This window comes from Micromonospora sp. CPCC 205558 (assembly GCF_036902955.1).
Taxonomy (GTDB): domain Bacteria; phylum Actinomycetota; class Actinomycetes; order Mycobacteriales; family Micromonosporaceae; genus Micromonospora.
This window is the reverse complement of record NZ_JBAKHR010000023.1, coordinates 18,674-42,847: the sequence shown is the minus strand read 5'-3', so window position 1 is coordinate 42,847 and position 24,174 is coordinate 18,674. Positions and strand designations below refer to the sequence as shown.

The 24,174-nt window shown below is 70.6% G+C and carries 24 protein-coding genes; 5 read left to right on the top strand and 19 right to left on the bottom strand.

Annotated elements, in window-relative coordinates; genetic code table 11:
- Positions 1 to 218: 218 nt before the first annotated feature.
- The 4 genes from yajC to ruvC all read right to left on the bottom strand — a co-directional run bounded on the left by yajC (position 219) and on the right by ruvC (position 2,950).
- On the bottom strand, positions 219 to 575 hold the full coding sequence (yajC, locus tag V6U86_RS23525; RefSeq protein WP_334506528.1) for a preprotein translocase subunit YajC: 357 nt from the start codon (positions 573 to 575) through the stop codon (positions 219 to 221).
- A gap of 122 nt (positions 576 to 697) precedes the next feature.
- Positions 698 to 1,765 carry a Holliday junction branch migration DNA helicase RuvB gene (gene ruvB, locus V6U86_RS23520; RefSeq protein ID WP_334506526.1) on the bottom strand — a complete coding sequence of 356 codons (1,068 nt, stop codon included), beginning with the start codon at positions 1,763 to 1,765 and terminating at the stop codon, positions 698 to 700.
- A 58-nt stretch (positions 1,766 to 1,823) separates the two neighbouring features.
- A complete protein-coding gene (gene ruvA / locus V6U86_RS23515) occupies positions 1,824 to 2,426 on the bottom strand; it encodes a Holliday junction branch migration protein RuvA (protein WP_210784947.1) in 603 nt (200 codons plus the stop codon).
- Positions 2,423 to 2,950: a crossover junction endodeoxyribonuclease RuvC gene (gene ruvC / locus V6U86_RS23510; protein WP_334506521.1), complete on the bottom strand. Its 528-nt coding sequence runs from the start codon at positions 2,948 to 2,950 to the stop codon at positions 2,423 to 2,425. The genes ruvA and ruvC overlap by 4 nt, the downstream gene beginning before the upstream one ends.
- A gap of 291 nt (positions 2,951 to 3,241) precedes the next feature.
- On the opposite strand from ruvC, the gene V6U86_RS23505 reads away from it, so the two are divergent.
- Together V6U86_RS23505 and V6U86_RS23500 are read left to right on the top strand one after the other, a co-directional pair.
- Positions 3,242 to 4,024 (top strand): 3-hydroxybutyrate dehydrogenase, encoded by a 783-nt coding sequence (locus tag V6U86_RS23505; RefSeq protein WP_334506519.1) that lies wholly within the window; start codon positions 3,242 to 3,244, stop codon positions 4,022 to 4,024.
- A 14-nt stretch (positions 4,025 to 4,038) separates the two neighbouring features.
- Entirely contained in the window at positions 4,039 to 5,958 is a 1,920-nt protein-coding gene (locus tag V6U86_RS23500; RefSeq protein WP_334506517.1) for a helix-turn-helix domain-containing protein, read from the top strand.
- Positions 5,959 to 5,960: 2 nt separating this feature from the next.
- Here the strand turns inward: V6U86_RS23500 and V6U86_RS23495 are convergent, their stop codons facing one another.
- The 3 genes from V6U86_RS23495 to V6U86_RS23485 form a co-directional block, all read right to left on the bottom strand.
- Entirely contained in the window at positions 5,961 to 6,569 is a 609-nt protein-coding gene (locus V6U86_RS23495) for a TetR/AcrR family transcriptional regulator (RefSeq protein WP_334506515.1), read from the bottom strand.
- An 11-nt stretch (positions 6,570 to 6,580) separates the two neighbouring features.
- Positions 6,581 to 8,149 carry an MFS transporter gene (locus V6U86_RS23490; RefSeq protein ID WP_334506513.1) on the bottom strand — a complete coding sequence of 523 codons (1,569 nt, stop codon included), beginning with the start codon at positions 8,147 to 8,149 and terminating at the stop codon, positions 6,581 to 6,583.
- Between the two features lie 83 nt (positions 8,150 to 8,232).
- Positions 8,233 to 8,904 (bottom strand): transcriptional regulator, encoded by a 672-nt coding sequence (locus V6U86_RS23485; RefSeq protein WP_334506511.1) that lies wholly within the window; start codon positions 8,902 to 8,904, stop codon positions 8,233 to 8,235.
- A 220-nt stretch (positions 8,905 to 9,124) separates the two neighbouring features.
- On the opposite strand from V6U86_RS23485, the gene V6U86_RS23480 reads away from it, so the two are divergent.
- Positions 9,125 to 9,982 (top strand): SPFH domain-containing protein, encoded by an 858-nt coding sequence (locus V6U86_RS23480; protein ID WP_334506509.1) that lies wholly within the window; start codon positions 9,125 to 9,127, stop codon positions 9,980 to 9,982.
- Between the two features lie 84 nt (positions 9,983 to 10,066).
- On the opposite strand, the gene V6U86_RS23475 is transcribed toward V6U86_RS23480, so the two are convergent.
- The gene (locus V6U86_RS23475; RefSeq protein WP_334506507.1) at positions 10,067 to 11,443 is read right to left on the bottom strand and encodes a permease prefix domain 1-containing protein; all 1,377 of its coding nucleotides are present in this window, start codon (positions 11,441 to 11,443) and stop codon (positions 10,067 to 10,069) included.
- A complete protein-coding gene (locus V6U86_RS23470) occupies positions 11,440 to 11,805 on the bottom strand; it encodes a PadR family transcriptional regulator (RefSeq protein WP_334506505.1) in 366 nt (121 codons plus the stop codon). The genes V6U86_RS23475 and V6U86_RS23470 overlap by 4 nt, the downstream gene beginning before the upstream one ends.
- A 144-nt stretch (positions 11,806 to 11,949) precedes the next feature.
- Here V6U86_RS23470 and V6U86_RS23465 point away from each other — a divergent pair, with 144 nt between their 5' ends.
- On the top strand, positions 11,950 to 12,237 hold the full coding sequence (locus V6U86_RS23465) for a hypothetical protein (RefSeq protein ID WP_327025697.1): 288 nt from the start codon (positions 11,950 to 11,952) through the stop codon (positions 12,235 to 12,237).
- A gap of 93 nt (positions 12,238 to 12,330) precedes the next feature.
- Here the strand turns inward: V6U86_RS23465 and V6U86_RS23460 are convergent, their stop codons facing one another.
- From V6U86_RS23460 to V6U86_RS23450, 3 genes are all read right to left on the bottom strand, one after another.
- A complete protein-coding gene (locus V6U86_RS23460) occupies positions 12,331 to 13,506 on the bottom strand; it encodes an alcohol dehydrogenase catalytic domain-containing protein (RefSeq protein WP_334506500.1) in 1,176 nt (391 codons plus the stop codon).
- On the bottom strand, positions 13,503 to 14,957 hold the full coding sequence (locus V6U86_RS23455; protein ID WP_334506498.1) for an aldehyde dehydrogenase family protein: 1,455 nt from the start codon (positions 14,955 to 14,957) through the stop codon (positions 13,503 to 13,505). Before V6U86_RS23455 ends, V6U86_RS23460 begins: the two co-directional genes overlap by 4 nt.
- Positions 14,958 to 15,030: 73 nt before the next feature.
- Positions 15,031 to 15,687 (bottom strand): TetR/AcrR family transcriptional regulator C-terminal domain-containing protein, encoded by a 657-nt coding sequence (locus V6U86_RS23450; protein ID WP_334506496.1) that lies wholly within the window; start codon positions 15,685 to 15,687, stop codon positions 15,031 to 15,033.
- Positions 15,688 to 15,805: 118 nt separating this feature from the next.
- Between V6U86_RS23450 and V6U86_RS23445 the strand changes: the two genes are divergently transcribed.
- Positions 15,806 to 16,978 carry an acyl-CoA dehydrogenase family protein gene (locus V6U86_RS23445; RefSeq protein WP_334506494.1) on the top strand — a complete coding sequence of 391 codons (1,173 nt, stop codon included), beginning with the start codon at positions 15,806 to 15,808 and terminating at the stop codon, positions 16,976 to 16,978.
- A 62-nt stretch (positions 16,979 to 17,040) separates the two neighbouring features.
- Here the strand turns inward: V6U86_RS23445 and V6U86_RS23440 are convergent, their stop codons facing one another.
- The 7 genes from V6U86_RS23440 to V6U86_RS23410 form a co-directional block, all read right to left on the bottom strand.
- Positions 17,041 to 18,078 carry an aminotransferase class V-fold PLP-dependent enzyme gene (locus V6U86_RS23440; protein ID WP_334506492.1) on the bottom strand — a complete coding sequence of 346 codons (1,038 nt, stop codon included), beginning with the start codon at positions 18,076 to 18,078 and terminating at the stop codon, positions 17,041 to 17,043.
- A gap of 162 nt (positions 18,079 to 18,240) precedes the next feature.
- Positions 18,241 to 18,651, bottom strand: coding sequence for a hypothetical protein (locus tag V6U86_RS23435; protein ID WP_334506490.1), 411 nt, complete (start codon positions 18,649 to 18,651; stop codon positions 18,241 to 18,243).
- Positions 18,652 to 18,721: 70 nt separating this feature from the next.
- Positions 18,722 to 18,919: a hypothetical protein gene (locus V6U86_RS23430; protein ID WP_334506488.1), complete on the bottom strand. Its 198-nt coding sequence runs from the start codon at positions 18,917 to 18,919 to the stop codon at positions 18,722 to 18,724.
- Positions 18,920 to 19,115: 196 nt separating this feature from the next.
- Entirely contained in the window at positions 19,116 to 19,583 is a 468-nt protein-coding gene (locus V6U86_RS23425) for a DUF523 domain-containing protein (RefSeq protein WP_334506690.1), read from the bottom strand.
- A 62-nt stretch (positions 19,584 to 19,645) separates the two neighbouring features.
- Positions 19,646 to 20,866 carry a hypothetical protein gene (locus V6U86_RS23420; protein ID WP_334506486.1) on the bottom strand — a complete coding sequence of 407 codons (1,221 nt, stop codon included), beginning with the start codon at positions 20,864 to 20,866 and terminating at the stop codon, positions 19,646 to 19,648.
- Between the two features lie 29 nt (positions 20,867 to 20,895).
- Positions 20,896 to 21,705: a TrmH family RNA methyltransferase gene (locus V6U86_RS23415; RefSeq protein WP_334506484.1), complete on the bottom strand. Its 810-nt coding sequence runs from the start codon at positions 21,703 to 21,705 to the stop codon at positions 20,896 to 20,898.
- 225 nt (positions 21,706 to 21,930) lie between these two features.
- On the bottom strand, positions 21,931 to 24,135 hold the full coding sequence (locus tag V6U86_RS23410) for an FUSC family protein (RefSeq protein WP_334506482.1): 2,205 nt from the start codon (positions 24,133 to 24,135) through the stop codon (positions 21,931 to 21,933).
- Positions 24,136 to 24,174: the final 39 nt, after the last annotated feature.

Sequence of the window (24,174 nt, the reverse complement as noted above, 5' to 3'; positions counted from 1 at the left end):
GGGTCCCGCCCGACGGGTCTGCCTTGAGCCGACGAGATGCCGACACGAGGACCGGGCGCGTCGGCACGGAACGCCGACGGTCATCCGAACGTGTCGACGCCCGGCGTCGACCCAACTATCCAGTTTTCACGTCTTGTCCGCTGCCCCGTCGGGATGCGACGACCCGGAAGCCGGGTCGACCGGCCGTACGCCGGACTCGCCGCTCCCGGGGGGAGGGATCAGTCCTTGGCGGTGTCCGCGTCCTCGGTCACCGGCTCGCTCGGCAGCTCCGCACGGGTGACCACCCGCGCGATGGCCGGCCGGGCGTAGCGGGTCTGCACGCCCGGTGCGACCTCGATCAGGACGGTGTCGTCCTCGATGCCGGTAACCGTGCCGTAGAGCCCACCGATGGTCACGACCTCGTCGCCGGGGCCGAGGTTGGACTGCATCGCCTCCGCCTCGCGGCGGCGCTTCTGCTGGGGGCGGATCATCATGAAGTACATGACGCCGAAGAGCAGGGCGATCATCAGGATCGGCGTGAAACCGCCGGCCCCGCCACCCGCTGCTGCCAAATGCACGGTTACTGACCTTCCCATTGGCCACCTGCCCGGCACCGTGGGTGCCGGAGCGGAGGCGGATTCTCACGTCCTGTACAGACCGCGGCGAAGTCTAAACCCTGCACCTGAGAACGCCGAATGCGGCACAGATCACGGTCACATCACGGCTGATCGACATCCAAGGAGAACAAGTCGGGCACGGGCGGACTATCTGCACCAAATGTACCATTCGGCGGTGTGCGCCCCAGATGCTGCCAGGCCGCCTCGGTCGCCACCCGCCCCCTGGGCGTACGCGCCAACAGCCCAGCGCGCACCAGGAACGGCTCGCAGACCTCCTCAACCGTGTCCGGCTGCTCCCCCACCGCCACAGCCAGGGTGGACAACCCGACCGGACCGCCCCGGAACGAGTCGACCAACGCGGTCAGCACCGCCCGGTCCAGCCGGTCCAGCCCGAGCGCGTCCACGTCGTACACGATCAGGGCGGCGCGGGCGGTGTCGAGATCGACCACCCCGTCCGCCCGGACCTCGGCGTAGTCGCGGACCCGACGCAGCAACCGGTTGGCGATCCGCGGCGTGCCCCGGGACCGACCGGCGATCTCGGTCGCGCCCTCGGCGGTGATCGGCACCCCCAGGATCCGCGCCGAACGGTGCAGCAACGTCTCCAGATCCGCCGGGGCGTAGAAGTCGAGATGCGCGACGAAGCCGAACCGGTCCCGCATCGGCCCGGTCAACAGGCCCGACCGGGTCGTCGCGCCGACCAGGGTGAACGGCTCGACGTCCAACGGGATCGCCGTCGCCCCCGGGCCCTTGCCCACCACCACGTCGACCCGGAAGTCCTCCATCGCGCTGTACAGCAACTCCTCGGCCGGCCGCGCGATCCGATGGATCTCGTCGATGAAGAGCACGTCGCCCTCGGCGAGGCTGGTCAGGATCGCCGCCAGATCACCGGAACGCTCGATCGCCGGGCCGCTGGTCACCCGGATACCCGCGCCCAGCTCGGCGGCGACGATGTTGGCCAGACTCGTCTTACCCAACCCGGGTGGGCCGGAGAGCAGGATGTGATCCGGCGGCGACCCCCGCCGCATGGCGCCCTGCAACAACAGGTCGAGCTGGTCGCGGACCCGGTCCTGGGCGATGAACTCGGCCAGCCGTCTCGGCCGTACCGTGGCCTCCGCGTCCCGGTCGGCGTCGCTGACGTACGCCGATACGAGCCCCTCGGTCTCGCTCACCGGGCCACCCTCCTATCCGGCTCGGCCGCACGTCGGCGCGGCGCCCACCTGCCCGCGTTCATCGGGTGCGACCGAGCAGTCGGATGGCCTGCTTGAGCAGCACCGGCACCGGCGGCGTCTCGCCCTCGATCGACTCTGCCACCGCGGCCACCGCCTGATCGGCCTGACCGGCCGTCCAGCCCAGCCCCACCAGCGCCTGCCGGACCTGGTCCGGCCAGCTGCCGCGGGTCACCCCGGCCGCCCCGTCGGCGCCGATCGGCACCGGGCCGATCCGGTCGCGCAGCTCCAGCACCAGGCGTTCGGCACCTTTCTTGCCGATCCCGGGCACCCGGGTCAGGGCGGCCGTGTCGGCGTTGGCGATCGCCTTGCGGACCGCGTCCGGGGTGTGCACCGCCAGCACCGCCTGGGCCAGTCGCGGGCCGACCCCACTGGCGGTCTGGAGCAGCTCGAAGAGCGACTTGGCGTCGTCGTCGGCGAAGCCGTAGAGGGTCAGCGAGTCTTCCCGCACGATCAGGCTGGTGGCGAGCCGGGCGACCTGGCCGACCCGCAGCTCCGCGAGGGTCCCCGGGGCGCAGTGCACGGCGAGCCCGACCCCGCCGACCTCGATCACGGCCTGGTCCGGACCTGTCGCGGTCACCGTGCCGCGCACGCTGGCGATCATCGTGCTCCTCCTCGTCGTGCCCGGTCGGCCGCGGCGGCCAGCTTGGAGCGGGTCCCACCGCGCCACACGTGGCAGATGGCCAGGGCCAGCGCGTCGGCGGCGTCCGCCGGCTTCGGCGGCTCGGCCAGCCGCAACAGCCGGGTCACCATCGCCGTCATCTGCGCCTTGTCGGCCTGACCGGACCCGGTCACGGCCGCCTTCACCTCGCTCGGGGTGTACGTCTGCACCGGCAGCCCGGCCCGCGCCCCGGCCAGCACGGCGATGCCACTGGCCTGCGCGGTGCCCATCACGGTGCGGACGTTGTGCTGGCTGAACACCCGCTCGACGGCGACGCTCTCCGGTTGGTGCTCGGCGACCAGCTTGGTCAGCGACCGGTCCAGGTGCAGCAGGCGCAGCGCCAGGTCGTCGGCCGGGTCGGTGTAGACCACGTAGTAGGCGATCAGCGTGCAGGGTCGGCCGGGCACACCCTCGACCACGCCCACCCCGCACCGGGTCAGCCCCGGGTCAACTCCCAGCACCCGCACGCAGCCCCCTCCCCAGCCTCAGCAGTACGTGTGTTCGACACCCTAACGGGCGCCCTTCCCACCAGCCCCACGGGACACGCCCTCCGCCCTGGGGTGCCAACGGCAAGATCGTGCTCGAACCAGGATGTGGTGGTCACGACGGGCCGGGACGCCACTACATCCTGGATATTGCGCGATCTTGCGGCGCCCGACCCGTTCGCGGTGGGGGCGGGTGGGCCACACAGACTTGGTACGGAGTATGTGTCGCTGGCCCATGTGCCGGGGGGCACACAGCTCGTAACTTCTTGCGCCATGACGGCAGAACCCGTGGCGGTCCCCCACGTCGTACAGGTCGACCTCTCCGGTCGGACCGCCCTGGTCACCGGGGGCGGCGGCGGCATCGGGCGGGCGTGTGCCCTGCGACTGGGCGCGGCCGGCGCCAAGGTGCTCGTGCTGGACCGCAACCTGGAGGCGGCCAAGGCGGTGGCCGCCGAGGCCGGTGGCCGGGCCGAGGGTGTCGACCTGTCCGACGCCGCGGCGGTGGACTCCCTCGACATGGACGTGGACATCGTGGTGAACAACGCCGGGCTCCAACACGTCGCGCCGTTGCCGGACTTTCCGGTCGAACGCTTCGAGTACATCCAGCGGGTGATGGTGCAGGCGCCGTTCCTGCTGATCCGCCGGGCGCTGCCGCACATGTACGCCCGGGGCTGGGGACGGATCGTGAACATCTCCTCGGTGCACGGGCTGCGTGCCTCGCCGTACAAGGCGGCCTACGTCTCGGCCAAGCACGCGCTGGAGGGGCTGTCGAAGGTGGTCGCGCTGGAGGGCGCCGCGCACGGGGTCACCGCCAACTGCATCAACCCGGCGTACGTGCGCACCGCCCTGGTGGAGAGCCAGATCGCCGACCAGGCGGCCAGTCACGGCATCGACGAGGCCGAGGTGGTCGAAAAGATCATGCTGGCCCGAGCCGCGATCAAGCGGTTGATCGAGCCGGAGGAGGTGGCCGAACTACTGGCGTACCTCTGCTCGCCGCCGGCCGCGTTCATCACCGGCGCGTCGATCGCCCTCGACGGGGGCTGGACGGCCAACTAGTGGGGCTGAGCACAATGTCGACCATGTCATCGCCGGTGGAGTTCCTGGAGCTGCTCGCCCGAGAGGCCGCGGCGGTCGAGTTCGAGGGACCGCTGGTGGCCGCGCGGGCCGCCGGGCTGCCGCCGGAGCGGCTGGCCGAGCTGGAACAGGCCAGGTCGGTGGCGTTGCGGGTCCGCGCGCTGCTGGAGCGCCGGCGCCGCCGGGAGAGCGAGCTGTCCGGCCTGTACGACACGGTCAGCGACCTGGCCGGGCTGCGCGACCTGGACGACGTGTTGCGGGCGATCGTGCACCGGGCCCGTCACCTGCTCGGCGCGGACGTGGCGTACATGACGCTCAACGACGACGAACGCGGCGACACCTACATGCGGGTGACCGACGGGTCGGTCTCGGCTCGTTTCCAGCGGCTGCGCCTGCCGATGGGCGCCGGTCTCGGTGGCCTGGTGGCCCAGTCCGGGGCCCCGTACGTCACCGCCAACTACGGCGAGGACGCCCGCTTCCACCACACCGGCGAGATCGACGCGGGGGTGGGCGAGGAGGGTCTGGTGGCGATCCTCGGGGTGCCGCTGCGGCTGGGCTCCACCTCGATCGGAGTGCTCTACGCGGCCAACCGTTCGGCCCGGCCGTTCGTCCGCGAGGAGGTGGCGTTGCTGGTGTCGCTGGCCGCGCACGCCGCGGTGGCGATCGACACCGCCCGGTTGCTGACCGAGACCCGTTCGGCGTTGGCCGAGTTGTCGGCGGCGAACACCACCATCCGGGCGCACAGCAGCTCGGTGGAGCGGGCCGCCGCGGCACACGACCGGATGACCGCGCTGGTGCTGCGCGGCGGCGGTGTGGAGGACGTGGCGGCGGCGGTGACCGAGGTGCTGGGCGGCGCGTTGCTGGCGTTGGACGCCGAGGGCCGCCTGCTGGCCCGGGTGGGTGAGATCGAGGAACCGGACCGCGCCGACATCGTCGAGGCGGTGGCCGCGTCCCGCACCGAGGGGCGCAGCGTACGCCGGGGGCCACTCTGGTACGCCGCCGTGGTGGCCGGCGCGGAGAACCTGGGCGCCCTGGTGCTGCGCCCGGACGACGAGTTGGTCGACGCCGACCAGCGCATCCTGGAGCGGGCCGCGTTGGTGACCGCGCTGTTGCTGCTGTTCCGCCGGACGGTCGCGGAGGCGGAGGGGCGGGTACGTGGCGAGCTGCTGGACGACCTGATCGCCCGCCCGCTGCGCGACACCGACGCGTTGCGCAGCCGGGCCCGTCGGCTCGGTGTGGACCTGGACGCGCCGCACGTGCTGGTGGCGGTGGGCGACGACGCGATCGCCGCGACCGGCTCGGCTCGGCAGCGCGTGCTCTCCTGGGCCACCACGTACGCCTCGGCGCGCGGCGGTCTGGCCGCGGCCCGTGACGGCCGGGTGGTGCTGATGCTGCCGGGGTTGGACGCCGGCGGCAGCGCCCGCGCGGTGGCCCGGGACCTGTCCCGGGTGACCGGCCGACCGGTGACCGCTGGGGCGAGTGGCCCGTCGAACACGCCGGCGGCGCTGGCCGGAACCTTCCAGGAGGCGGACCGGTGCCTGACGGCGCTGGGCGCGTTGGGCCGCGCCGGGCAAGGCGCGAGCACCGTGGAGTTGGGCTTCGTCGGGTTGTTGCTGGGCACGGTCGGTGACCGGGGTGAGAAGGACGTGACCGACTTCCTCAGCGCCACCGTCGGCCCGGTGCTCGACTACGACGCCCGGCGCGGCACGGCCCTGGTGAAGACGCTGGAGGCGTACTTCGGGGTGGGTGGCAGCCTGGCCCGGGCCGCCGAGCAACTGCACGTGCACGTCAACACGGTGACCCAGCGGTTGGAGCGGGTCGGGCAGTTGCTCGGCGTCGACTGGCAGCGGCCGGAGCGGGCGCTGGAGGTGCAGCTCGCGTTGCGGCTGCACCGGCTGCGAGCGTCGGCGGGCTGAGGTCAGCGGGCCCGGATGCCCTCCAGCACTGCGTCGACGACCCGTTCGGGCAGGGTCTGCTCGTCCAGGTCTGGATTCCACTGGAGCACCCGCTGGATCAGCATCGGCCCGGTGAGCAGCGCCATCGTCACCTCGACGTCGATGTCGGCGCGGAGCACGCCTTCGTCGATGCCGCGCCGCAGCACCTCGCGCATCAGCTGCCGCCGGGGCGCGATGATGCTCTGGTAGAGCTGGAACTGGTCCCCGCTGCGGTTCACCGCGGGCACCAGACAGGGCATGATCTTGGCCGCTCGCGGGTCGACGTTCTTGCCGATCGCGCCGACCAGCAGCACCAGGTCCTCGCGGACGGAGTGCCCCTCCGGCTGGGCCATGATGCCCTTGAGTCGCCGCAACGCATCGAGCAGCAAGGCGTCCTTGCCGGCCCAGCGGCGGTAGATGGTGGCCTTGCCGACCCCGGCGCGGGCGGCGATCGCCTCGATCGAGAGCACCTCGATCGAGCTGCCCTCGGCGAGCAGGTCGAGGGTCGCCTCGATGATCGCCTCATCGGCGCGGATGCTCCGCGGTCGCCCAGGCGACCGCGGAGCATCGGCAGTGGACGTCATGTCCGCCATTGTCCCTGAACCTATGCCGTGCCGGCCAGTTCAGGCTCGGCGACCGGAGCCGCCGGGGCGACGTTCGCGTCCTCCTTGCCCGGCATCCAGCGCAGCACCACGATGATCCCGAGCGCGGCGATCACCGCGGAGAGCCCGGCCGCCCAGTGCATGGCGGTGACGAAGGCGTCGTTGGCCGCCGAGATCAGCCCCGGCGCCGCCGGGCCGAGCTGGCCCGCCGCCGCGTACGCCCCCGAGATCGACTCGTTGGCTGCGTCCTGGGCCTGGGTGGGCAGGCCGGTCAGCGCGTCACCGATGTCGCTGCGGTAGACCGCGGAGAGCACCGAGCCGAGGACGGCGACGCCGAGCGCGCCGGCCACCTGGCGGATGGTGTTGCTGACCGCGGAGCCCACCCCGGCCTTCTCCCGGGGCAGCGCCGACATGATCGACTCGGTGGCCGGCGGCATGATGTTGGCCATCCCGGCGCCCTGGATGAGGAAGACGAGCAGCACGATCCAGATCGGGGTGGAGGCGCCGATGAAGACGAAGGCGGCGAGTGACACCACGGTCAGCGCCAACCCGACGGTGGCGACCGCCTTACCGCCGTAGCGGCGGACCATCGCGGCGCTGCGCGGCGCGAAGACCAGCTGGGCGCCGGCGAAGGGCAGGAAGAGCAGACCGGTCTGCAACGGGCTGTAGTCACGCACGAGTTGCAGGTAGAACGAGCCGAAGAACATCGAGCCCATTGCGGCGAAGAACACCAGGCCGACGATGGCGACCGGCGCGGCGAACCGGGGCACCTTGAACAGTCGGACGTCCAGCGACGGGTGGTCGCTGCGCCGCTCGTGCTGCACGAACCAGGCCAGCACCGCGATGCCCACCAGGATCGAGCCCCAGGCCGCCGGGCGGCCGAAGCCGTGCTCGCCGCCGTCGATGATGCCGTAGGAGAGGGCGACCAGGCCGACCACGGAGAGCAGGACGCCGAGCACGTCGATGCGGCCCGGCCGTGGGTCACGCGACTCGGGGACCATCAGCGCCACCAGCACCACGCCGGCGGCGACCACCGGAACGTTGATCAGGAAGACCGAGCCCCACCAGAAGTGCTCCAGCAGCGCGCCGCCGAGGATCGGGCCGATCGCCACGGCGAGGCCGACCGCGCCAGCCCAGACGCCGATGGCCCGACCACGCTCGCGCGGGTCGAACACGTTGGAGATGATCGACAGCGTCACCGGCATGATGGCCGCGCCGCCGACCCCCATCAGGGCGCGGGCCGCGATGAGCTGTCCGGGGCTCTGGGCGTACGCAGAGAGCAGCGACGCCAGGCCGAACAGCACCAGGCCGATCATCAGGAAGCGCTTGCGGCCGGCGCGGTCGCCGAGCACCCCGAAGGTGAACAGCAGCCCGGCGAAGACGAGGGTGTAGGAGTTGATGGACCACTCCAGCTCGCCCTGGCTGGCGCCGAGGCCGTGCACCGGGTCGGCCAGGGTGCGCAGGGCGACGTTGAGGATCGTGTTGTCGAGGACGACCACGAGGAGGCTGATCACCAGCACCCCCAGGATCGCCCACCGCCTCGGGTGTCCCGTGTTGTTCTGCAGTTCCATTCCTGGCTTTCCCCCCACGCTGATCACCCGAGACAAATACGATACGGGTCAGACTCGTAACGCGAGTCAGCCTACGACGCGTATTAACGATACGGAACCGATCCGTATCGTATGTGGCGGGCGTCACGCCCCGGTGCCACCGCCAGGCAGGCGGCCACGGCGTCCGCCAGCGTGCCGAGACGGATCGCCGGCTCGCCGAGCGGCTCGCCCCAGCCCGGCCCCGCGCCGTACACCCGAAGGAACGGGAAGTCCCGGGCGAAGCGCACCAGGCGGTACGCGCGGCCGGTGAGCGGCGTCTGCGACCACAGCACGGCGGTGTGCGGGCGCGCCCGGTACACCGCGCTGGTGAGCGCGGACCAGGGCAGCGCGGGGCCGAGGTTCAGACAGCCACGGCCCTGTTCGCGCAACGCGGCGGCGAGCGCGAGCAGACCCAGGCTGTGCGCCTCCTTCTCGGCACCGGCCAGCAGCACCCCGCCGGTGGGCAGTGCCCGGCCCGGCTCCCGGCGGTACGCGTCCAACCCGATCCGGACACCCTCGAAGAGGGCGTGCCCGATGACGACCTCAGCGGCGGTACGCCCCGGCAGCCGGGCCAGCAGCGGGCGGCACACCTGCTCCCAGGGCGCCGGCACACCCCACGCCGCTACCAACTCCAGCAGCAACGCGGCGACAGCGTTGGCGTCCAGGTCCTCGGCCGCCAGCAGAACCTGCTTGTGCGCGATCTCCACGGCCTCCGCCGGCATCGGATCGGTCAGCACCAGACGCACCCCCGGGTAGACGGTCTCTACCCGGGGGTACGCCCGGCGGGCGCGTGGCGGATGCGGCGTCGCGGGATTTGGCGGCGGCGGGCCGTCAGCGCGGCGGCACCGCCCCAGTCGACAGGCGGTTGACGTGCGCGAACTCCACTCCCCCGCGCCGTCGACTTGACCGGACCCCCTAGGTTGATGATCCACACAACCAGCGAAAGGTTCTCACCTCATGCCCGTCGGCTTCACCGCGGCGATCATCTTCGCCGTCGCCCTGGCGGTCAGCGCCGTCGTCGCCCTCGTCGCTCCCGCCCGGCCGCTGAAGCGGACGGCAGCCCTCGCGGCGCTCGGCTTTCTCGCCCTCACCCTGGTGGTCGGCATCTCTTCCAGCGCCCACTCGGTGCCCATCCGATCGGTCGGCATCGTCACCAGCTTCGGCAAGCCCACCGGCGAGGTGACCGGGTCGGGCCTGAAGTGGGTGGCGCCCTGGCAGAAGGTCGGCGAGTGGGACGCCGGCCGGCAGAAGTACGACCACATCGGCGGCAACAACTGCGTACGCGTGCGCACCGGAACCCTCGCCGACGCCTGCGTCGAGGTGCTCGTCGAGTGGCAGGTCAAGCCGGAGAACGCGCCGAAGCAGTTCATGGACTACAAGGGCGACTTCGACAGCTTCCGGGGCCAGCGGGTCGGAGTGCAGCTCGACAGCGCGGTCAACGACGCGTTCGCCACGTACAACCCCCTCGAAAAGATCGACTCGCAGACCGGCAGCCTCAACGTCGACCTGAAGCCGTTCGCCGCGAACATCAAGTCCAGCGCGGAGAGCCGACTCGCCACGGACGTCGACATCCTCTCGGTGACGATCACCCGGGTGAACCACGACGACAAGACCGAGGGCAACATCAAGGCGTTCCAGGACAAGCTGGCGCAGACCCGCAACCTGGAGCAGGACCGCAAGAACGCCGACATCTCCAAGCAGATCACCGAGACCAACGCGAAGGTCGACAAGGTGACCCGCTGCCTGGAGATCGCGGAGAAGAACGGCGCCAACCCGGGGCTCTGCATCAACCCGGGCATCGTCACCGGCAAGTGACCGCGAGCCGGCCCACCCGTGGCGGGTGGGCCGGCTTCCGCGTCACCGCCCGGGCCGACACGCGCCGACGGTCGATCCCGCCGATCAGGCGTAGCTGAACAGCGGCGGGAAGACGAGGACCACGATCCAGGCCCACGCGGCGTACACCGGCAGATAGCTGGTCTGCCACCGTTCGAGCGCCGCGAACGGCGTGCGCCGGCGGATGAAGGTCAGCAGGAGCCACGCCGACCACGCGAGGTTGACCAGCAGGATCACGTTCTCGCCGAGCGCGGCCGCCCGGTTGGGCGTGCCGCCGTAGTCGTCGGTGATGCGCCCGGTGATCTCGATCAACACCAGCACGTCGATGGCCAACGCGCTGACCACGAGCGCGAGCTGGAGTTTGTCGAACGGGCCGGGCGGGGCCAGCGGGTCGCGGGCCGACAGTGAGTAGAGCAGCAGCCCCAGCACCACGACCAGCAGGAGGTCGAAGAGGAGCAGCGCTTCACGCTCGACGTCGATGCCGTGGCTGGTCCAGACGACGGCGACGAGGAAGGCGAGCAGGGCGGCCGTGAAGAGCGGGGTGAACAGTCGGGTGAGCACCGGCGCGATGTTCTCGACGACGCTCTGCTTGGCCTCGACGAGCCACCCGGCCACGACGACCGCGGCGGCGGCACCACCGGGCAGGAGCCATTGCGAGATGAACTCCTCCGGGACGATGCCGATGGCCGCGAAGGTGTTGAACAGGAACGCCGAGAGCACGCCGCCGCCGAGGGCCATCAGCACCAGGTAGATGAACCACTCGCCGGTGAACCGGATGAAGTCCATGCGTCGACGGGACGAGCGCCAGTCGTCGGCGACGTAGGCCAGACCGACCACCAGCCACAGGGCGATGGGAAGGTGGACGCCGGTGACGACCACGGACTGCGAGTCGTCCGCCAGCGGGTAGGCGTTGGCCGCCACCGCGCCGAGGACGAAGAGGACGGCCAGCGCCCCGATCACCGACCGTCGGGCCCCCCGACGCCAGGCCAGGTACGCCGCCAGCCACGGCAGCGCGAACACTGTGAAGTTCCGCGCGTAGAACGCGCCGTCGTCGGCGAAGCTCAGCCCGAACAGCGCTGGCACCTTGACGGACACCAGCGCGCCCGCCGCGCAGCCGAGCATCACCCACAGGTCACGCCGGGAACGGGTGCCGCCGACCGGGCTGCCGGAGTCGCCGGTCAGCACCAACTGCTTCCATAACCGTTCCGAATGTTCCCGGGCGAACTCCCGGGAGAGTTCGTCGAGGCTGCCCATCCGTTTCACCGCGACCAGGAACGCCTCGTCCGGGCTCAGGCCAGCGGCGACGAGCGCGGCGACGGAGCCGCGAAGGTGGTCTTCCAACTCGTCGGCGTCCACCGCCTGCAACTCCCGGCGGCGCAGCACGTACCGGCGCCACTGCTCGAACTGCGCTTCCAACTCCTGCGGGCCGTCGTGGGCCGTCATGCGAGGCCCTCCAACGGGTGCGTCGTCAGCGGCGCGCGGTCGTGCCAGATCTCCTTGAGCGCGCCCACCACGGTGTCCCACTGCCGGCGCTGCTCGGCCAGCTCAGCCAGGCCCCGGTCGGTGATGCGGTAGTACTTGCGCTTGCGCTCGCCGGCAACCGACTGCCAGCTCGACTCCAGATAGGAGAGGCGCTCAAGTCGGTGCAGCAACGGGTACAGCAGCCCTTCGGTCCAGTCCAGCTCACCCCCGGACAGCTCGTTGATCCGCCGGAGGATGGCGTAGCCGTAGCTCTCGCCCTCGGCCAGGATGCCGAGCACCATCGGGGTCGCCGAGGCGGCGACCAGGTCCTTGGCGACCTTCATGGAACCTCCCGCCCTAAACCCTAGAAGTACGATGCATAGTAGCGCTAGGTATAGCTGCACGCCAGGACGAGACGTCGACCAAATCGCCGTTACCGACAGTTGTGGTGCCCCGACGGGGCACGGTCCGGGATAGCCTTGCCGCATATGGCTACCTATCGCAGCGCCTCAGTGCTCCTTTCCTCGGACGGCACCAGGACCCCCGGCACCGCCGCGCTCTTCGCCGAGCCAGCCCGCAGGGGCGGGATTCCGCCGTGGGCAGGCGACTTCCGACCTGCCAACAGCGCCGGCAACGGCCCCAAGAACGCGGTCGGAAAGACCTTTACGTTGGAGCTGCCCGACGGCAGCACCGGCAAGGTCGTGGTCCAGGGCCTCAAGAGGGGCAAGGGAGGCGTCGTGCTGGCGCTGATGGGCGAGGACGCCCCGCCCTTCTGACCAGTCGCACGACTTCCGTCGCCCGGGTGCCCCGGGGTTCGCCCTTTCCGGGTCAGCCCTCGGGCACCTGGCCAACGCCAGTCGCTCGACACATCAGCCCAGGGTGACCACCCAGCGAGCGCCCTCGCCCCGCGCCAGCCGGTCGAACGCCGCGGGCGCCTCGTCCAAGGCGATCGTGCCGCTGACCAGCACCCCCAGATCCAGTGTGCCGTCGGCGAGCTCGGCAGCCAGCGCCGGCACCTCCCGGTCCGGCTCGGACGATCCGTACACCGAGGAGCGCAGCGTGCGCGCGGAGTGGAAGATGTCCAGCGCGCCGAGGCTGACCATGTCGTCCTTCGCGCCCATGCCGACCACCGTCACCGCTCCCCCACGCCGGGTGAGTCGCCAGGCGGCACGGATGGTGGCGGCCCGACCGACGCACTCGAAGGCGTGGTCGACGCCGCGGCTCTCGGTACGTGCCCGTACCTCCTTGGAGAGCCGGTCGTCGGAGAGCAGGAAGTCGGTCGCGCCGGCGGCGAACGCCAGGTCCCGCTTCGCCTCCGCGACGTCGATGGCCAGGATTTTCGTGGCACCGGCCCGGCGGGCCGCGCTGAGCACGGCGAGCCCGACTCCACCGAGGCCCACGACCGCCACCGACTCGCCGGGCGCCACCCGGGCGGTGTTCCGGACCGCGCCGACGCCGGTGAGCACCGCGCAGCCGAGCAGTGCGGCCTGCTCGGGCGGTAGCCCGGCGGGGATCGGAATGACGGCACGCTCGGGCACCACCACCGCCTCGGCGAGCGCGCCGAGGCCGAGGGTCAGGTGCAGCGGTACGCCGTCGTCGGTCTCGCCGCGAGCCAGCGTCGGGGCCGTGGTGTCGGCGCAGAGCCACGGCTCGCCGCGCCGGCACCACCAGCAGGCCTGGCACGCCGGTGCCCAGTTGAGCACCACCGGGGTGCCGACCGTCAGCTGGCTGCCCGGCCCGGCCTCGGCCACCACGCCGGTCGCCTCGTGCCCGAGCACCAGCGGAAACCGCGCGGCCAGGGTGCCGTTGACCATGGACAGGTCGGAGTGGCAGACACCGGCCGCCCTGATCGTCACCCGCACCTCGCCGGGGCCGGGGGCGGGCAGGCGTACCCGCTCGACCCGCAGCTCGGCGCCCGACCCGCGTGCGACCAGGGCGCGAACGGTGACCGGCGCGGACGCCGGCCCGGTGTCGCCGCCCGGCGCGGCCGGGGACAGCTCGGTACGGCTCGCGGGCGCGGCCGGGGACAGCTCGGGGTCGGTCATCGCTGGATCGCCTTCAGCTCGCAGAACTCGGCCAGCCCGTGCACGCCCAACTCCCGGCCCAGGCCGGACTGCTTGTAGCCACCGAACGGGGCGAGCGGGTTGAACGGGGCACCGTTGATGTCGACCGCGCCGGTGCGCAGCATCCGGGCCACCGCGAGCGCCGCGTCGGTGTCGGCGGACCAGACCGCGCCGGCCAGCCCGTACCTGGAGTTGTTGGCGATGGCGACCGCCTCGTCGGTGTCGGTGAACGGGATGACGGCGAGCACCGGGCCGAAGACCTCCTGCTGGGCGAGCGCGCTGTCGGGATGCACGTCGGCGAAGACGGTCGGGGCGACGAAGTGCCCCCGGGCCGGGACCGGGGCGTCGGGTCCGCCGGCGACCAGCCGGGCGCCATCGGCGAGGGCCCGGTCGATGTGGCCGCGCACCCGCTCGGCCTGGGCGGCGGAGACCAGCGGACCGAGCCGGGTCGCCGGGTCGAACGGGTCGCCGAGTCGGTAGCCGGCCACCGCCGTGGCGATCAGCTGGAGGGCTTCGTCGTACCGGTCGCGGTGCACCAGCATCCGGGTCCACGCGGTGCAGGTCTGACCGGAGTTGAGCAGGGCGTTGCCGACGCCCACCTTGACGGCGGCGGCCAGGTCGGCATCGGGGAGGATCACGTTGGCCGACTTGCCGCCCAGCTCCAGCGCGACCCGGGCGATCCGGTCGGCGGCGAGCCGCATGATCCGTGCGCCGGTGGCCGTGGAGCCGGTGAACGAGACCAGGTCGACGTCGGGGTGCCCGGCGAGAGCTTCGCCGACCACCGGCCCGGTGCCGGGGACCAGGTTGAGCACGCCCGGCGGCAGACCGGCTTCGGTGACCGCGTCGAAGAGCAGGTACGCGGTCAACGGGGTCAGCTCGCTGGGCTTGAGCACCACCGTGCAGCCGGCGGCCAGGGCGGGGGCGAGCTTCGCCATCACCTGGTGCAACGGGTAGTTCCACGGGGTGATCGCGCCGACCACGCCGATCGGCTCGCGGACGACGAGGGAGTTGCCGATGTGCTCCTCGACCGGCTCGCAGGCGGCGAGCGCGACATGGTCACGCAGCACGGTCAACGGGAGCCCGACCTGCACCCGGGTGGCGAGCTTGAGCGGCGAGCCCAGTTCCACGGCGACGGTGCGGGCGAGGTCGTCGGCGCGGGCGCTGAGCGCCGTGTGCAGCCGGTCGAGGTGCGCGGAGCGCTCGGCGGGGGTGGCGGACGACCAGCCGGGGAACGCGGCCCGGGCTGCGGCCACGGCGCGGTCGACGTCGGCCGGGGTGCCAGCCGGCACCTGCCCGACCAACTCCCCGGTGCTCGGGTTCTCCACGTCGATCAGATCGGCGTCGGCGGGAGGCGTCCACTCCCCGCCGACGTGCAGGTGGCGCCGCAGGCGCAGGGAGTCGGGCAGCTGCGACGGCGGGGCGGCGAGATCCATGTCGTCCCTTCGGGGGTGGGCGATGGCGACGGGGTCGCGGCGGACGATGAAACTAGCGCTGGGAGTTTGGACGCTACCCGTTGGGCCGGCCGGACTCCACCGCGTCGACGGTGCGGGCGTACTCGGCGGCCAGACCGTGCAGCAACGCGTCCAGACCGAGGGCGAACGCGCCCTCGTCCACGCTCTGCTGGTGCTCGGCGAGCCGGTGCGCCTGGCGCAGGTGCGGGTAGTGCGCCGCGTACAGCTCCGGGTCCTCGACGAAACCGCGGGCGAACGAGCCGAGCGCCGAGCCGGCCACGAAGTAGCGCAGCGCCGCGCCGATGTGGGTGGCGCGCGCCGGCGGCCAGCCGGCGCGGACCAGGCCGCCGTAGACCGCGTCGGCCATCGCGAGGGCGGCCGGTCGACGCCCCGGGCCCTGCGCCAGGTACGGCACGATGTTCGGGTGCGCGGTGAGCGCCCGCCGGTACGACCAGGCCCACTCCCGCAGCGCGGCGACCCAGTCCCGGCTGGCGAAGCCGCTGGTGTCGACGGCACCGGTGACCGTGTCGGCGACCGCGTCGAGGATCTCGTCCTTGGTGGCGAAGTGGTTGTAGAGCGACGGCCCGCGTACGCCCAGTTCGGCGGCGAGCCGACGGGTGGAGAAGGCGGGCAGGCCCTCGGCGTCGATGAGCGCGGTGGCGCTCTCGACGATCAGCTGCCGGGTGAGCCGGGGCTGGCGGGGTCGGGGCACTGCGCTCCTCGCGGGTCTCGGGCCGTGGGGTCTGGACGAATGAAAACTTACACCGCTAGTTTAGGAATGACCGCTGCGGCACGCAGCGGCGCACCACCACGTCGACCGAGGGGGAACCGTGGACTTCGCACTGTCCGACGAGGAACGCGCCGTCCGGGACACCGTGCGCGCGTTCATAACCCGCGAGGTGATGCCCCTCGAAGCGGAGGTGCTCCGCCGGGAACGGGCGCACCAGCCGGGCCTGGACCACTCCGAGGTGCGGGAACTGCAACTCAAGGCGCGCAAGTTCGGCTTCTGGGGCCTGGCCACCCCGGAAGAGTACGGCGGGATGAACCTGCCGGCCGTACTCCAGTCGTTGATCTGGACCGAACTGGGCCGCACGTTCGTGCCGTTCCGCTTCGGCGGCGAGGCGGACAACATCCTGTTCCACGCCAGCGAGGAGCAGAAGCGGGAATTCCTCATCCCGACAATCGAGGGCGAGCGGCGCTCCTGCTTCGCGATCACCGAACCGGGCGCCGGATCGGACGCGGCCAACATCCGGCTGTCCGCCCGCCGCGACGGCGACGACTGGATCCTCGACGGCGAGAAGACCTTCATCACCGGCGGCCACGACGCCGACTTCGCCATCGTGGTCGCGGTGACCGACCGGGAGAAGGGCGCCCGCAACGGCGGCGCCACCGCGTTCCTGGTGGACCGGTCGATGGGCTGGCGATCGGAGTTCATCCAGACGATGGGCGAGGGCGGGCCCGCGTCGCTCATCTTCGACGGCGTACGCGTGCCGCACCGCAACATCCTCGGCGAGATCGGGCAGGGCTTCACGCTCGGCATGGAATGGATCGGCAAGGGACGGTACACCATCCCGTCGCACGCCATCGGCATCGCCGAACGGGTGCTGCAGATGGCCATCGACCACGCCAACACCCGGGAGACCTTCGGCACGAAGATCGGCACCAACCAGGCCATCCAATGGATGATCGCCGACTCGGAGACCGAACTGGAGGCGGCCCGCTGGCTGGTGCTGCGCTCGGCGTGGACGGTCGATCAGGGCCTGGACCCGCGGCACGCCTCGTCGATGGGCAAGCTCTACGGCGCCGGCATGGTCAACCGGGTGGTCGACCGGGTGCTCCAGATCCACGGCGGCATGGGTTACACCCGCGAGTTGCCGATCGAACGCTGGTACCGGCAGGTCCGGCTCTACCGGATCTTCGAGGGCACCGACGAGATGCAGCGGCTGATCATCTCGCGGGACCTGCTGCGCGGCTACACGAAGATCGGCGGCCACCTGGCCTGAGTCGGGAGCTCCGATGCCGTCGGGGCGGTCGGGTGTACGCCCGGCCGCCCCCGACGTCGGGTTCAGCCGGTCAACGCCGTCAGCGCGGCGTCCACATCGGCCTCGGTGGAGTAGACGTGGAAGGACGCCCGGACCCGGCCGGCGCGCACCGCCGCCCGGATGCCCGCCGCCGCCAGCCGCTGCTGCGCGTCGGGCACGTCCACGCTGACGATGGCGCTCACCCCCGGTGGGCGGCCCAGCCCGGTCAGGAACCGGTTGGCCAGCGCCACGTTGTGCGCACCGATCGCCGCGACGCCGATCTCGGCGACCACCTCCAGGGCGGGCGCCGCGCCCACCCAGCTGAACCAGGCTGGTGAGATGTCGAACCGGCGGGCGTCGTCGGCCAGCCGCAGCGGCGGACCGTAGTAGGAGGCGTGCGGGTCGCGGCCCGCGTACCAGCCGGCGGCGTCCGGGCGCAGTCGCTCGCGCAACGCCGGGGCCAGATAGGCGTACGCGGTCCCGCGCGGATTCATCAGCCACTTGTAACCGCCCACCGCCACCACGTCGGCCCGGCTGCCGTCGAACGGCAGCCAGCCGCACCCCTGGGTCGCGTCCACCGCCACCAACGCGTCGTGCGCGCGGGCCGCGGCCACGATCTCGTCGTACGCCGCGACCGCCCCGTCGGCCGACTGGACCAGGCTGAACGCGACCAGGTCGGTGTCGGCGTCGATGGCGTCGACGAGCGACCCCAACGGCACCGTGCGGACCTTGACGCCGCGCTCCTCCTGCACCAGCCAGGGGAAGAGGTTCGAGGTGAACTCGACCTCGGGGACCACCACCGTGGCACCGGCCGGCAGCGCCGCCGCGACCGGCGCGAGGAGCTGGGACACGGCAGCACCGACGGCCACGTCACCGACCGGCACCCCGATCAGAGCGGCGAACGCGACGCGGGCCCGATGCGTCGAGTCGCCCCAGCCCTCCCACGACGTACGACCGACCCGCCACTGGGCGAGGGCCTCCTGCAACGCCGTCCACGCCGGCTCGGGCGGCAGCCCATAGCTGGCGGTGTTCAACCAGCCCGGCTCCGGCTGCCACAGCTTCTGCGCCTGCTCGATCTCCATGCCGTCGACGGTAGGCCGGGCGACGCCGGGCGGGCACGGCCAATCGGCGACCGGCGGCCTGCCGAGACGCTGAAGCTTCCGCGCTCTCCGCAGGCCTACCGGACCAGCGACGGCCGCGCCGACACACCGGCATCAAGCGGAGACCGGGCGGAGGCCCTGCCGTCAGCCGGTACGCCAGTTCTCGATCTGCACGCTGCATTCGGTCAGTGCGCTCCGCAGGCCGAACGACAGCTTGATCGCGTTCCCCATCCACCTGCTGATATCCGGCATCGGCCGGTCGAAGAAGGCATGGCCCGTGCAGCCGCTGCCCTGACCTTGCAGGTCAACGCGGAACTGGAAGTAGGTCTCGATCTTGTTTCCCGCCGTCACGGTGAGACCTGTCGCGTCTAGACGGCTGAGAAAGATGGATGCGGCGATACCCGGCGACTGAACCTCGCGCTCGGCGACGCTCAGCTGGGAGGCGACACCTTCGTAGACCACCGCCAGAGTGTCGCTGAGGGAGTGGGGCGACGCGAAGGTGCCGACCTCGGCCGCGCTGACCGCCGCACCCTTTCTCCTACCGAAGATCCCCATCGTGCTCATCCCCTCGTCGTTTGACCCAGCGGGTGAGTGCAACGTCGCGGTGTCGGTCGCGCGCCGGCCATCACGGGCGCCAACTGTCCTCCCAGGAGTGCCTGATACTTGGCTTACGTCGCTTGAGATTGCTGATCTCCCGCTGAGCCAGGTCAATCGTGCGAAGTGCCGTCTGCTTCTCGTAGGGAACCGTGAAGCGCTTGTACTTCTCGATGTGCTCACGGATCGCTCTACGCTGGCCGTCCACCTTGTCGGATTCGTCGCTCATCTGACGCTCCTCATCAGCTCAAGGTAACCTGCGGTAACCGAATGCACTGGGACGCTATCAATGGCAATTCCGAGCCCGGACCACCCGTTTGGGCCATCCACGTCGCCTAACGTCGATCAATAACGTCGTTCGATGCACTCCCAGGCCGAGCAGGGTGACCGCCTTGCGCCGGCACGGCAGCAATCAACTCCGGACGTCATCCGTGACGGCCCTCATCAGCAGCGCCCTGAATGGCCGATAGGTCGTGGTGGGGTAGGACCTGGTATCCGTGCCGAATAAGAACCGCGGCGGTGACGCCCACTCCGCTCACCCTCTTCCGCTGAAACGAGCCATCGCTCACGAGGGTGCACCCGCACGAGGGGCTGTAATCCTGGAGCACAGCCCCAGCAGCATTCGTAGCGCGGGCCACTTCCAGGGCCTTGTAGGCACCAGCAACATACTCGTCGGTGACGTCCACGCCCTGGACGGTCACCACCCTCGCGCGGCCTTCGAGCACGTCGAACCCGTCGCCACCGACAATCTCGGCCCGAGCCCTCGGGGTATCGAGACCACCCATTAGCTCCGGGCACACCAGAGCCGCCCGCATCGATCTGTCTAATTCGACCTGCTCTTTAGCCGCATTTCCCTCGTACGTGCACCGCCGGCCCGCCAAACAGGCACTCATCAGATAACGCCCCGGCTGGGCAGAAGGAGCACCCACCTGTTGACTCCGACCGCTTGTTTCATTCACTTGCTACCTCCGTCTGCCACTCTTTTGTCCAGCTGGTCCATCGCGAGGACCCAGGGCCTTCTCTTCCGGTCCCGTTGCGTCAGGATCTTGGCTTGGACCTCCGCGGACGCGGCGTTACTGGCGACCCCGAAGGCGAATCCGACTCCAGCACCCAGAGCGACGTCGCTGCCCGAGGCAAAGCTCAGGGCGCCACCCGCCGCGCTACTCAGGAGAGAAGAGACGAGCGTAAACGTTCGCCCATTGCTGGGCCGCACCCCCTGCTGTCGAGCGAGCTCTTTCTTGAACAGCTCACTGAGCGTCTCACCCGCATCCTTCAGCTGCGCCTTCTCCCGCACGTCGGAGAAGATGCGCCGAGCCTCAGGCAACTCCCTTCGAACCTCGAGCAACGCCTCGCAGTAGTGACGATAGGTCGTCGAGATCGAGTTGGCGGGGACCGAAGCCTGCAGCCGGTGAAACGCGGCTTCGGCTGGCGCGGCCTTTTCGAACGGTCGCATGCTCGAGTCGAGCACCCTGCCCCGGACAAGCAGGTCGGCTGCAGACTTCGGAATCTCGCGAGTGTTGGCCGAGTCATACTTCAGTGGCGTGGTGTAATACCTGGCCATCGCCCAACGGCGAGCTTGTCTCGCCAAGACGGGCGCAAATTTTGCCACGCCCTTGACGAAGACCTCTGGCGTGCCGTCGCCGAATTGGCGGTGAAAGTCGTAGGCCCGGTCCAAGGAAACCGCATGCTTGCCCGTCATGCCACCCACCACAGTCCGCCGGAACGCACCCCCCGGTGCCAGGTCACTGTCGAGAATCTCCTTGTAGGTGACCGCAAGCTCACGCCAGACAAGTCTCCGCACCCTGGAGGCGTGGGCATCAAGGAATTCAGCTCGCTTGAAACCGATTTCCGGAAGTTCGCGGGATCGAGCTAGTTCTTCGAACGACATGGCTTCGACTCGACGCTCCGGGAGGAGGAGACCATCGTCCAAGAGTGGCACCGCCCAAGAGACCGCCTCTGCCATCGCATCGCCTTCTAAGATGTGTCGTGCGGGCACACAGGCAGCCTCGGCGAAAGTCAGATAGGCGACGAGGCGAAGGAAAATCGATTCAGAGCCGGTGAGACCGGTCGTAGCGTCGGTCGGATGCCTGTAGGCAGGGTCGCCGTAGTTGAGAAATACGAGGCCTTCAACCGGAGCCCCGTCCAACAGATTGTCGACTGCTTCCAGACCACCCATCACATCTAACCACCAATCTCAATCTTGGATCAGAGTGGCATCTGCTGTCCCCAGCTGCGGCTGTAGAGGAGCACTGCCACGGACGTGGCAAGATTCAGACTCGACACACCTGCCCGCATCGGGATACGGACCTTGAAGTCCGCTCTTCTCAACATCTGATCACTGAGCCCGTATCTCTCAGTCCCGAAGGCTAATAGCGGTCGATCCGGTATGGCCTGCGCGTTCAGTGGAGCGCCCTGTGGGTCGACGGCGACGATGGGACGACCCTCGGGTATTACGTCCACCTCCTGATTCCGCCGGCACACCGGAACCGCGAAGTGCAGGCCAGCCGACCCTCGAATCGCCGCAGAATCCCAGGGATCGCTCATGCCGCTGGTGATGACGCCCACCGCACCTGCCGCCGCCGCTACGCGGACCACTGCGCCCACGTTACCGAGATTGCGAGGGTCCTCGAGATAGATGACCGGCCCGAGTGATGGGTCACCGACCAGATCCTCGGCAGAACAGGTCCGCCGCCGAGCGATTGCCATCACTTGAGTTTGTGGCAGGTTCTTGGAGAGTTGCCGAAACACTTCGACAGGAATTGGCTCAGCGACCTGGGTGAACCTGCCGAGCAGGTCTGGAGCCAACTTCGACGCCAGCGCCTCCAGTGCGGCGGGCTCTACCGCCACTACACACATGAGTTCCGCGCCAAAGCGGATTGCGTGCTTGAGGGCGTGAAACCCCTCGATCACCACCAGACTTGGGGCGCGGCGAGCTTCGGAGAAGAGCGCCGGTAGGCGCCCGGGATCGCCCCACTGCGCCTCAGTCAGAGCGTGCTGCACAGACCCGGTCTGCATCCCATCGTCCTCCCGTGATGCGGCAAAACACCAGCCACCCACTGATCCGCACCCAGTCCGCAAGCTCTTGATCGATGCTGGCTTTAGACGGTGACACTACTCCGAGAGCTCCAAGCCCCGCTATTAATGAATCTTGGATTTCCTAACCTGGTTCGTGCGACGAGGTCCAGCGGCGCATCTTTCTCGCACCTCTTCGGTGTTTGGAATCTGAGTCGAATTTCTGACTCAGATTCCACCGTGCCCGTGCTTCCGGCCATGACCGCCCGGTTCGTCGGCCCCTGGTGGGCGGATCCGAGCGAGCGTGTCGGTGAGGCCGGCGAGCCACCGGTCGACCTCCACCAGGTGCCGGACCGGCTGAGAGTCGGCCGAGTTCAGCAGCTGACGGATCCGGTCCAGTTCGTCGACGCAGGTAGTCGAGACAGGCGCCCCGCCCGACGTCCGGCCGTGGGCGATGTCGGCGGCGAGGGCGTCGTACGTCGACCGCAGGCGCCCGACGGAGTCCCGCAGCAACGCCTCCGCTTCGGGCCAGTCGGCGAGGCAGCCGGGCGGGTTGCGCCGCAGCAGCGACTCCGCGCCGGGCACGACGTGGTGCCCTGCGCTCAGGACAGCATTCCAGTTGACCTGTTGACTGTGTGGATCGTGGCGCTCCATGTGGTACTGGCAGTACGACGAGTCGATCAGGATCATCCGGCGACGTACCCGGTCGAGGGCATCCTCGGGTGACGGCGCGGCACCGAGCACCGCCTGGACCGTCTGTTCGACCGCGTCCGCGTTGGCCACCAGGTAGCGGGTGGCGTTCTCTCGCAGGTCGAAGCCCGCGCCGCGCGGCCACATCGCCACACCGGCCAGCACGCCGATCACCGCGCCGAGCAGTACGTCGACGAGACGGATCTCGGCGAGCCGCCACCCATCCGGGCTGAGCTGGGCGAAGACCACCGTCAGCAGCACGGTGAACAGCGCCTGTTGCCACACCGGCCCGAGCAGTCGGCCGACGCCGAAGGCCAGCATCAGGGTGATCGGCAGGACGATGGCATACACGACCGGCTCATCGACGATGAGCATCACCCCGCCGCTGACGGCCGCACCGGCGATCGTGCCCAGCACGGCCGGCCGCAGTGCGGTGCGGGTGTCGGCGGCCGAGGTACGCAGGACGGTGAGGGTGGCCAGCAGCACCCAGAAGCCGTGGGTCAGCTGCAACACCCCGGCGGCCACCCGGGCGATGGCGAGCGCCACGGCCAGCCGCAGTGAGTTCTGCAGATGGGCCGAGCGCGGCGCCAGGTGGGAGCGGAACTGCCACCAGTACAGCGTCCACGGGCTGCGCCGGGCGTAATCGAACAAGCCCACTGAGGCGTCGTCGCCGTCGAGCCGCGCCCCGGTGGCCACCCGGCAACCGACGGCGAAGACCCGCACCTGACCCGCGAGGGCCAACGCTGTCGCGTCCCGGCACAACCGGGGTACGTCCGGCGCCTCGCGGGCGTTGCCCGTTCCCACCGGGTACGCCGCCCCGGCGCGTTCGACCGCGACGTCCAGGCCGGCGGGGTCCACCGCCGGGGCACCCGGTGACAGGCTCCGGCCCGCGGCGCGGGTCGTGTCCGCGCACGCGCGCAGCAGACGCGCCGCCGCCAGGTCCGGGATCGGCTCCGGCGGGGCGTCCGCCGCCAGCCGGTCCGCCTCGGCGAGCACCTCCTGTAACGCGACCGCGCAGATTCGCAACGCCCGGTCCTGAGCGCTTGCCGCGGTGGGAGCCCACCCGCGCGGGTCGCGGTCCAACTCGGTCGCCGCCACCAGGTCGTACGCTCGCTCGCGCCGGCTGTCCTGAGCACCCGCGGCGGCGTGCGGGTCGGTCAACCTCTCCGCGGCGGCGTGGAGGAAGACGGCGACGCCGTCCGCCGCCTCGGCGAGGCGCTGCCGGTAGGAGATGGGCACCGGGTCGGGCCAGAGGAACACCTCGGCCGTGGCGAGCAGCGCGATGGCGAGGGTCACCCCACCGAGTCGCTCCGGCAGGGTGCCCGGCTGGTACGGCGGGAACGACGCCAGGATGTAGAAGAGCTGGAACGCGCTCGCCAAGCCCACCAGGCGCGAGTTGCCGACCCCGGCGAACGCCACCACGAACCCGACGACCAGCATGCCGCCGGCGGCCGCCCACGTGCTCCACGCCAGGAGCGAGCCCAGCGTGATCAGCGCCCACACCGCCGGCAGCGACAGCACGAGGATCCGCGCCCGCTGCGGCGCCGGACCGGGCAGTTGCGCGAACGACCCGGCGGCGATCGTGCCGAACAACCCGTAGGTGGCGAGGGTCGGACTGCCCGCGCCGTACCGACAGCCGTAGAAGACGACTGACGCGACGAGCGTCAGTCGTGCCGCGCGCCGCAGGATGGCGTCACCTGGGTCACGTCGGCGAAGCCGGCCAAGGAGGCTGGTTCCGAGCACGGCCGTTCCCCCGGTTCGTCGCAGCGCCCCTCCCCGGCC

Excerpts from the sequence above, each read along its gene's own strand:
- yajC (WP_334506528.1), bottom strand. The coding sequence starts at position 575 with ATGGGAAGGTCAGTAACCGTGCATTTGGCAGCAGCGGGTGGCGGGGCC.
- ruvA (WP_210784947.1), bottom strand. The coding sequence starts at position 2,426 with ATGATCGCCAGCGTGCGCGGCACGGTGACCGCGACAGGTCCGGACCAG.
- V6U86_RS23505 (WP_334506519.1), top strand. The coding sequence starts at position 3,242 with ATGACGGCAGAACCCGTGGCGGTCCCCCACGTCGTACAGGTCGACCTC.
- V6U86_RS23500 (WP_334506517.1), top strand. The coding sequence starts at position 4,039 with ATGTCGACCATGTCATCGCCGGTGGAGTTCCTGGAGCTGCTCGCCCGA.
- V6U86_RS23495 (WP_334506515.1), bottom strand. The coding sequence starts at position 6,569 with ATGGCGGACATGACGTCCACTGCCGATGCTCCGCGGTCGCCTGGGCGA.
- V6U86_RS23490 (WP_334506513.1), bottom strand. The coding sequence starts at position 8,149 with ATGGAACTGCAGAACAACACGGGACACCCGAGGCGGTGGGCGATCCTG.
- V6U86_RS23480 (WP_334506509.1), top strand. The coding sequence starts at position 9,125 with ATGCCCGTCGGCTTCACCGCGGCGATCATCTTCGCCGTCGCCCTGGCG.
- V6U86_RS23475 (WP_334506507.1), bottom strand. The coding sequence starts at position 11,443 with ATGACGGCCCACGACGGCCCGCAGGAGTTGGAAGCGCAGTTCGAGCAG.
- V6U86_RS23470 (WP_334506505.1), bottom strand. The coding sequence starts at position 11,805 with ATGAAGGTCGCCAAGGACCTGGTCGCCGCCTCGGCGACCCCGATGGTG.
- V6U86_RS23465 (WP_327025697.1), top strand. The coding sequence starts at position 11,950 with ATGGCTACCTATCGCAGCGCCTCAGTGCTCCTTTCCTCGGACGGCACC.
- V6U86_RS23460 (WP_334506500.1), bottom strand. The coding sequence starts at position 13,506 with ATGACCGACCCCGAGCTGTCCCCGGCCGCGCCCGCGAGCCGTACCGAG.
- V6U86_RS23455 (WP_334506498.1), bottom strand. The coding sequence starts at position 14,957 with ATGGATCTCGCCGCCCCGCCGTCGCAGCTGCCCGACTCCCTGCGCCTG.
- V6U86_RS23440 (WP_334506492.1), bottom strand. The coding sequence starts at position 18,078 with ATGGAGATCGAGCAGGCGCAGAAGCTGTGGCAGCCGGAGCCGGGCTGG.
- V6U86_RS23435 (WP_334506490.1), bottom strand. The coding sequence starts at position 18,651 with ATGGGGATCTTCGGTAGGAGAAAGGGTGCGGCGGTCAGCGCGGCCGAG.
- V6U86_RS23430 (WP_334506488.1), bottom strand. The coding sequence starts at position 18,919 with ATGAGCGACGAATCCGACAAGGTGGACGGCCAGCGTAGAGCGATCCGT.
- V6U86_RS23425 (WP_334506690.1), bottom strand. The coding sequence starts at position 19,583 with ATGAGTGCCTGTTTGGCGGGCCGGCGGTGCACGTACGAGGGAAATGCG.
- V6U86_RS23420 (WP_334506486.1), bottom strand. The coding sequence starts at position 20,866 with ATGGGTGGTCTGGAAGCAGTCGACAATCTGTTGGACGGGGCTCCGGTT.
- V6U86_RS23415 (WP_334506484.1), bottom strand. The coding sequence starts at position 21,705 with ATGCAGACCGGGTCTGTGCAGCACGCTCTGACTGAGGCGCAGTGGGGC.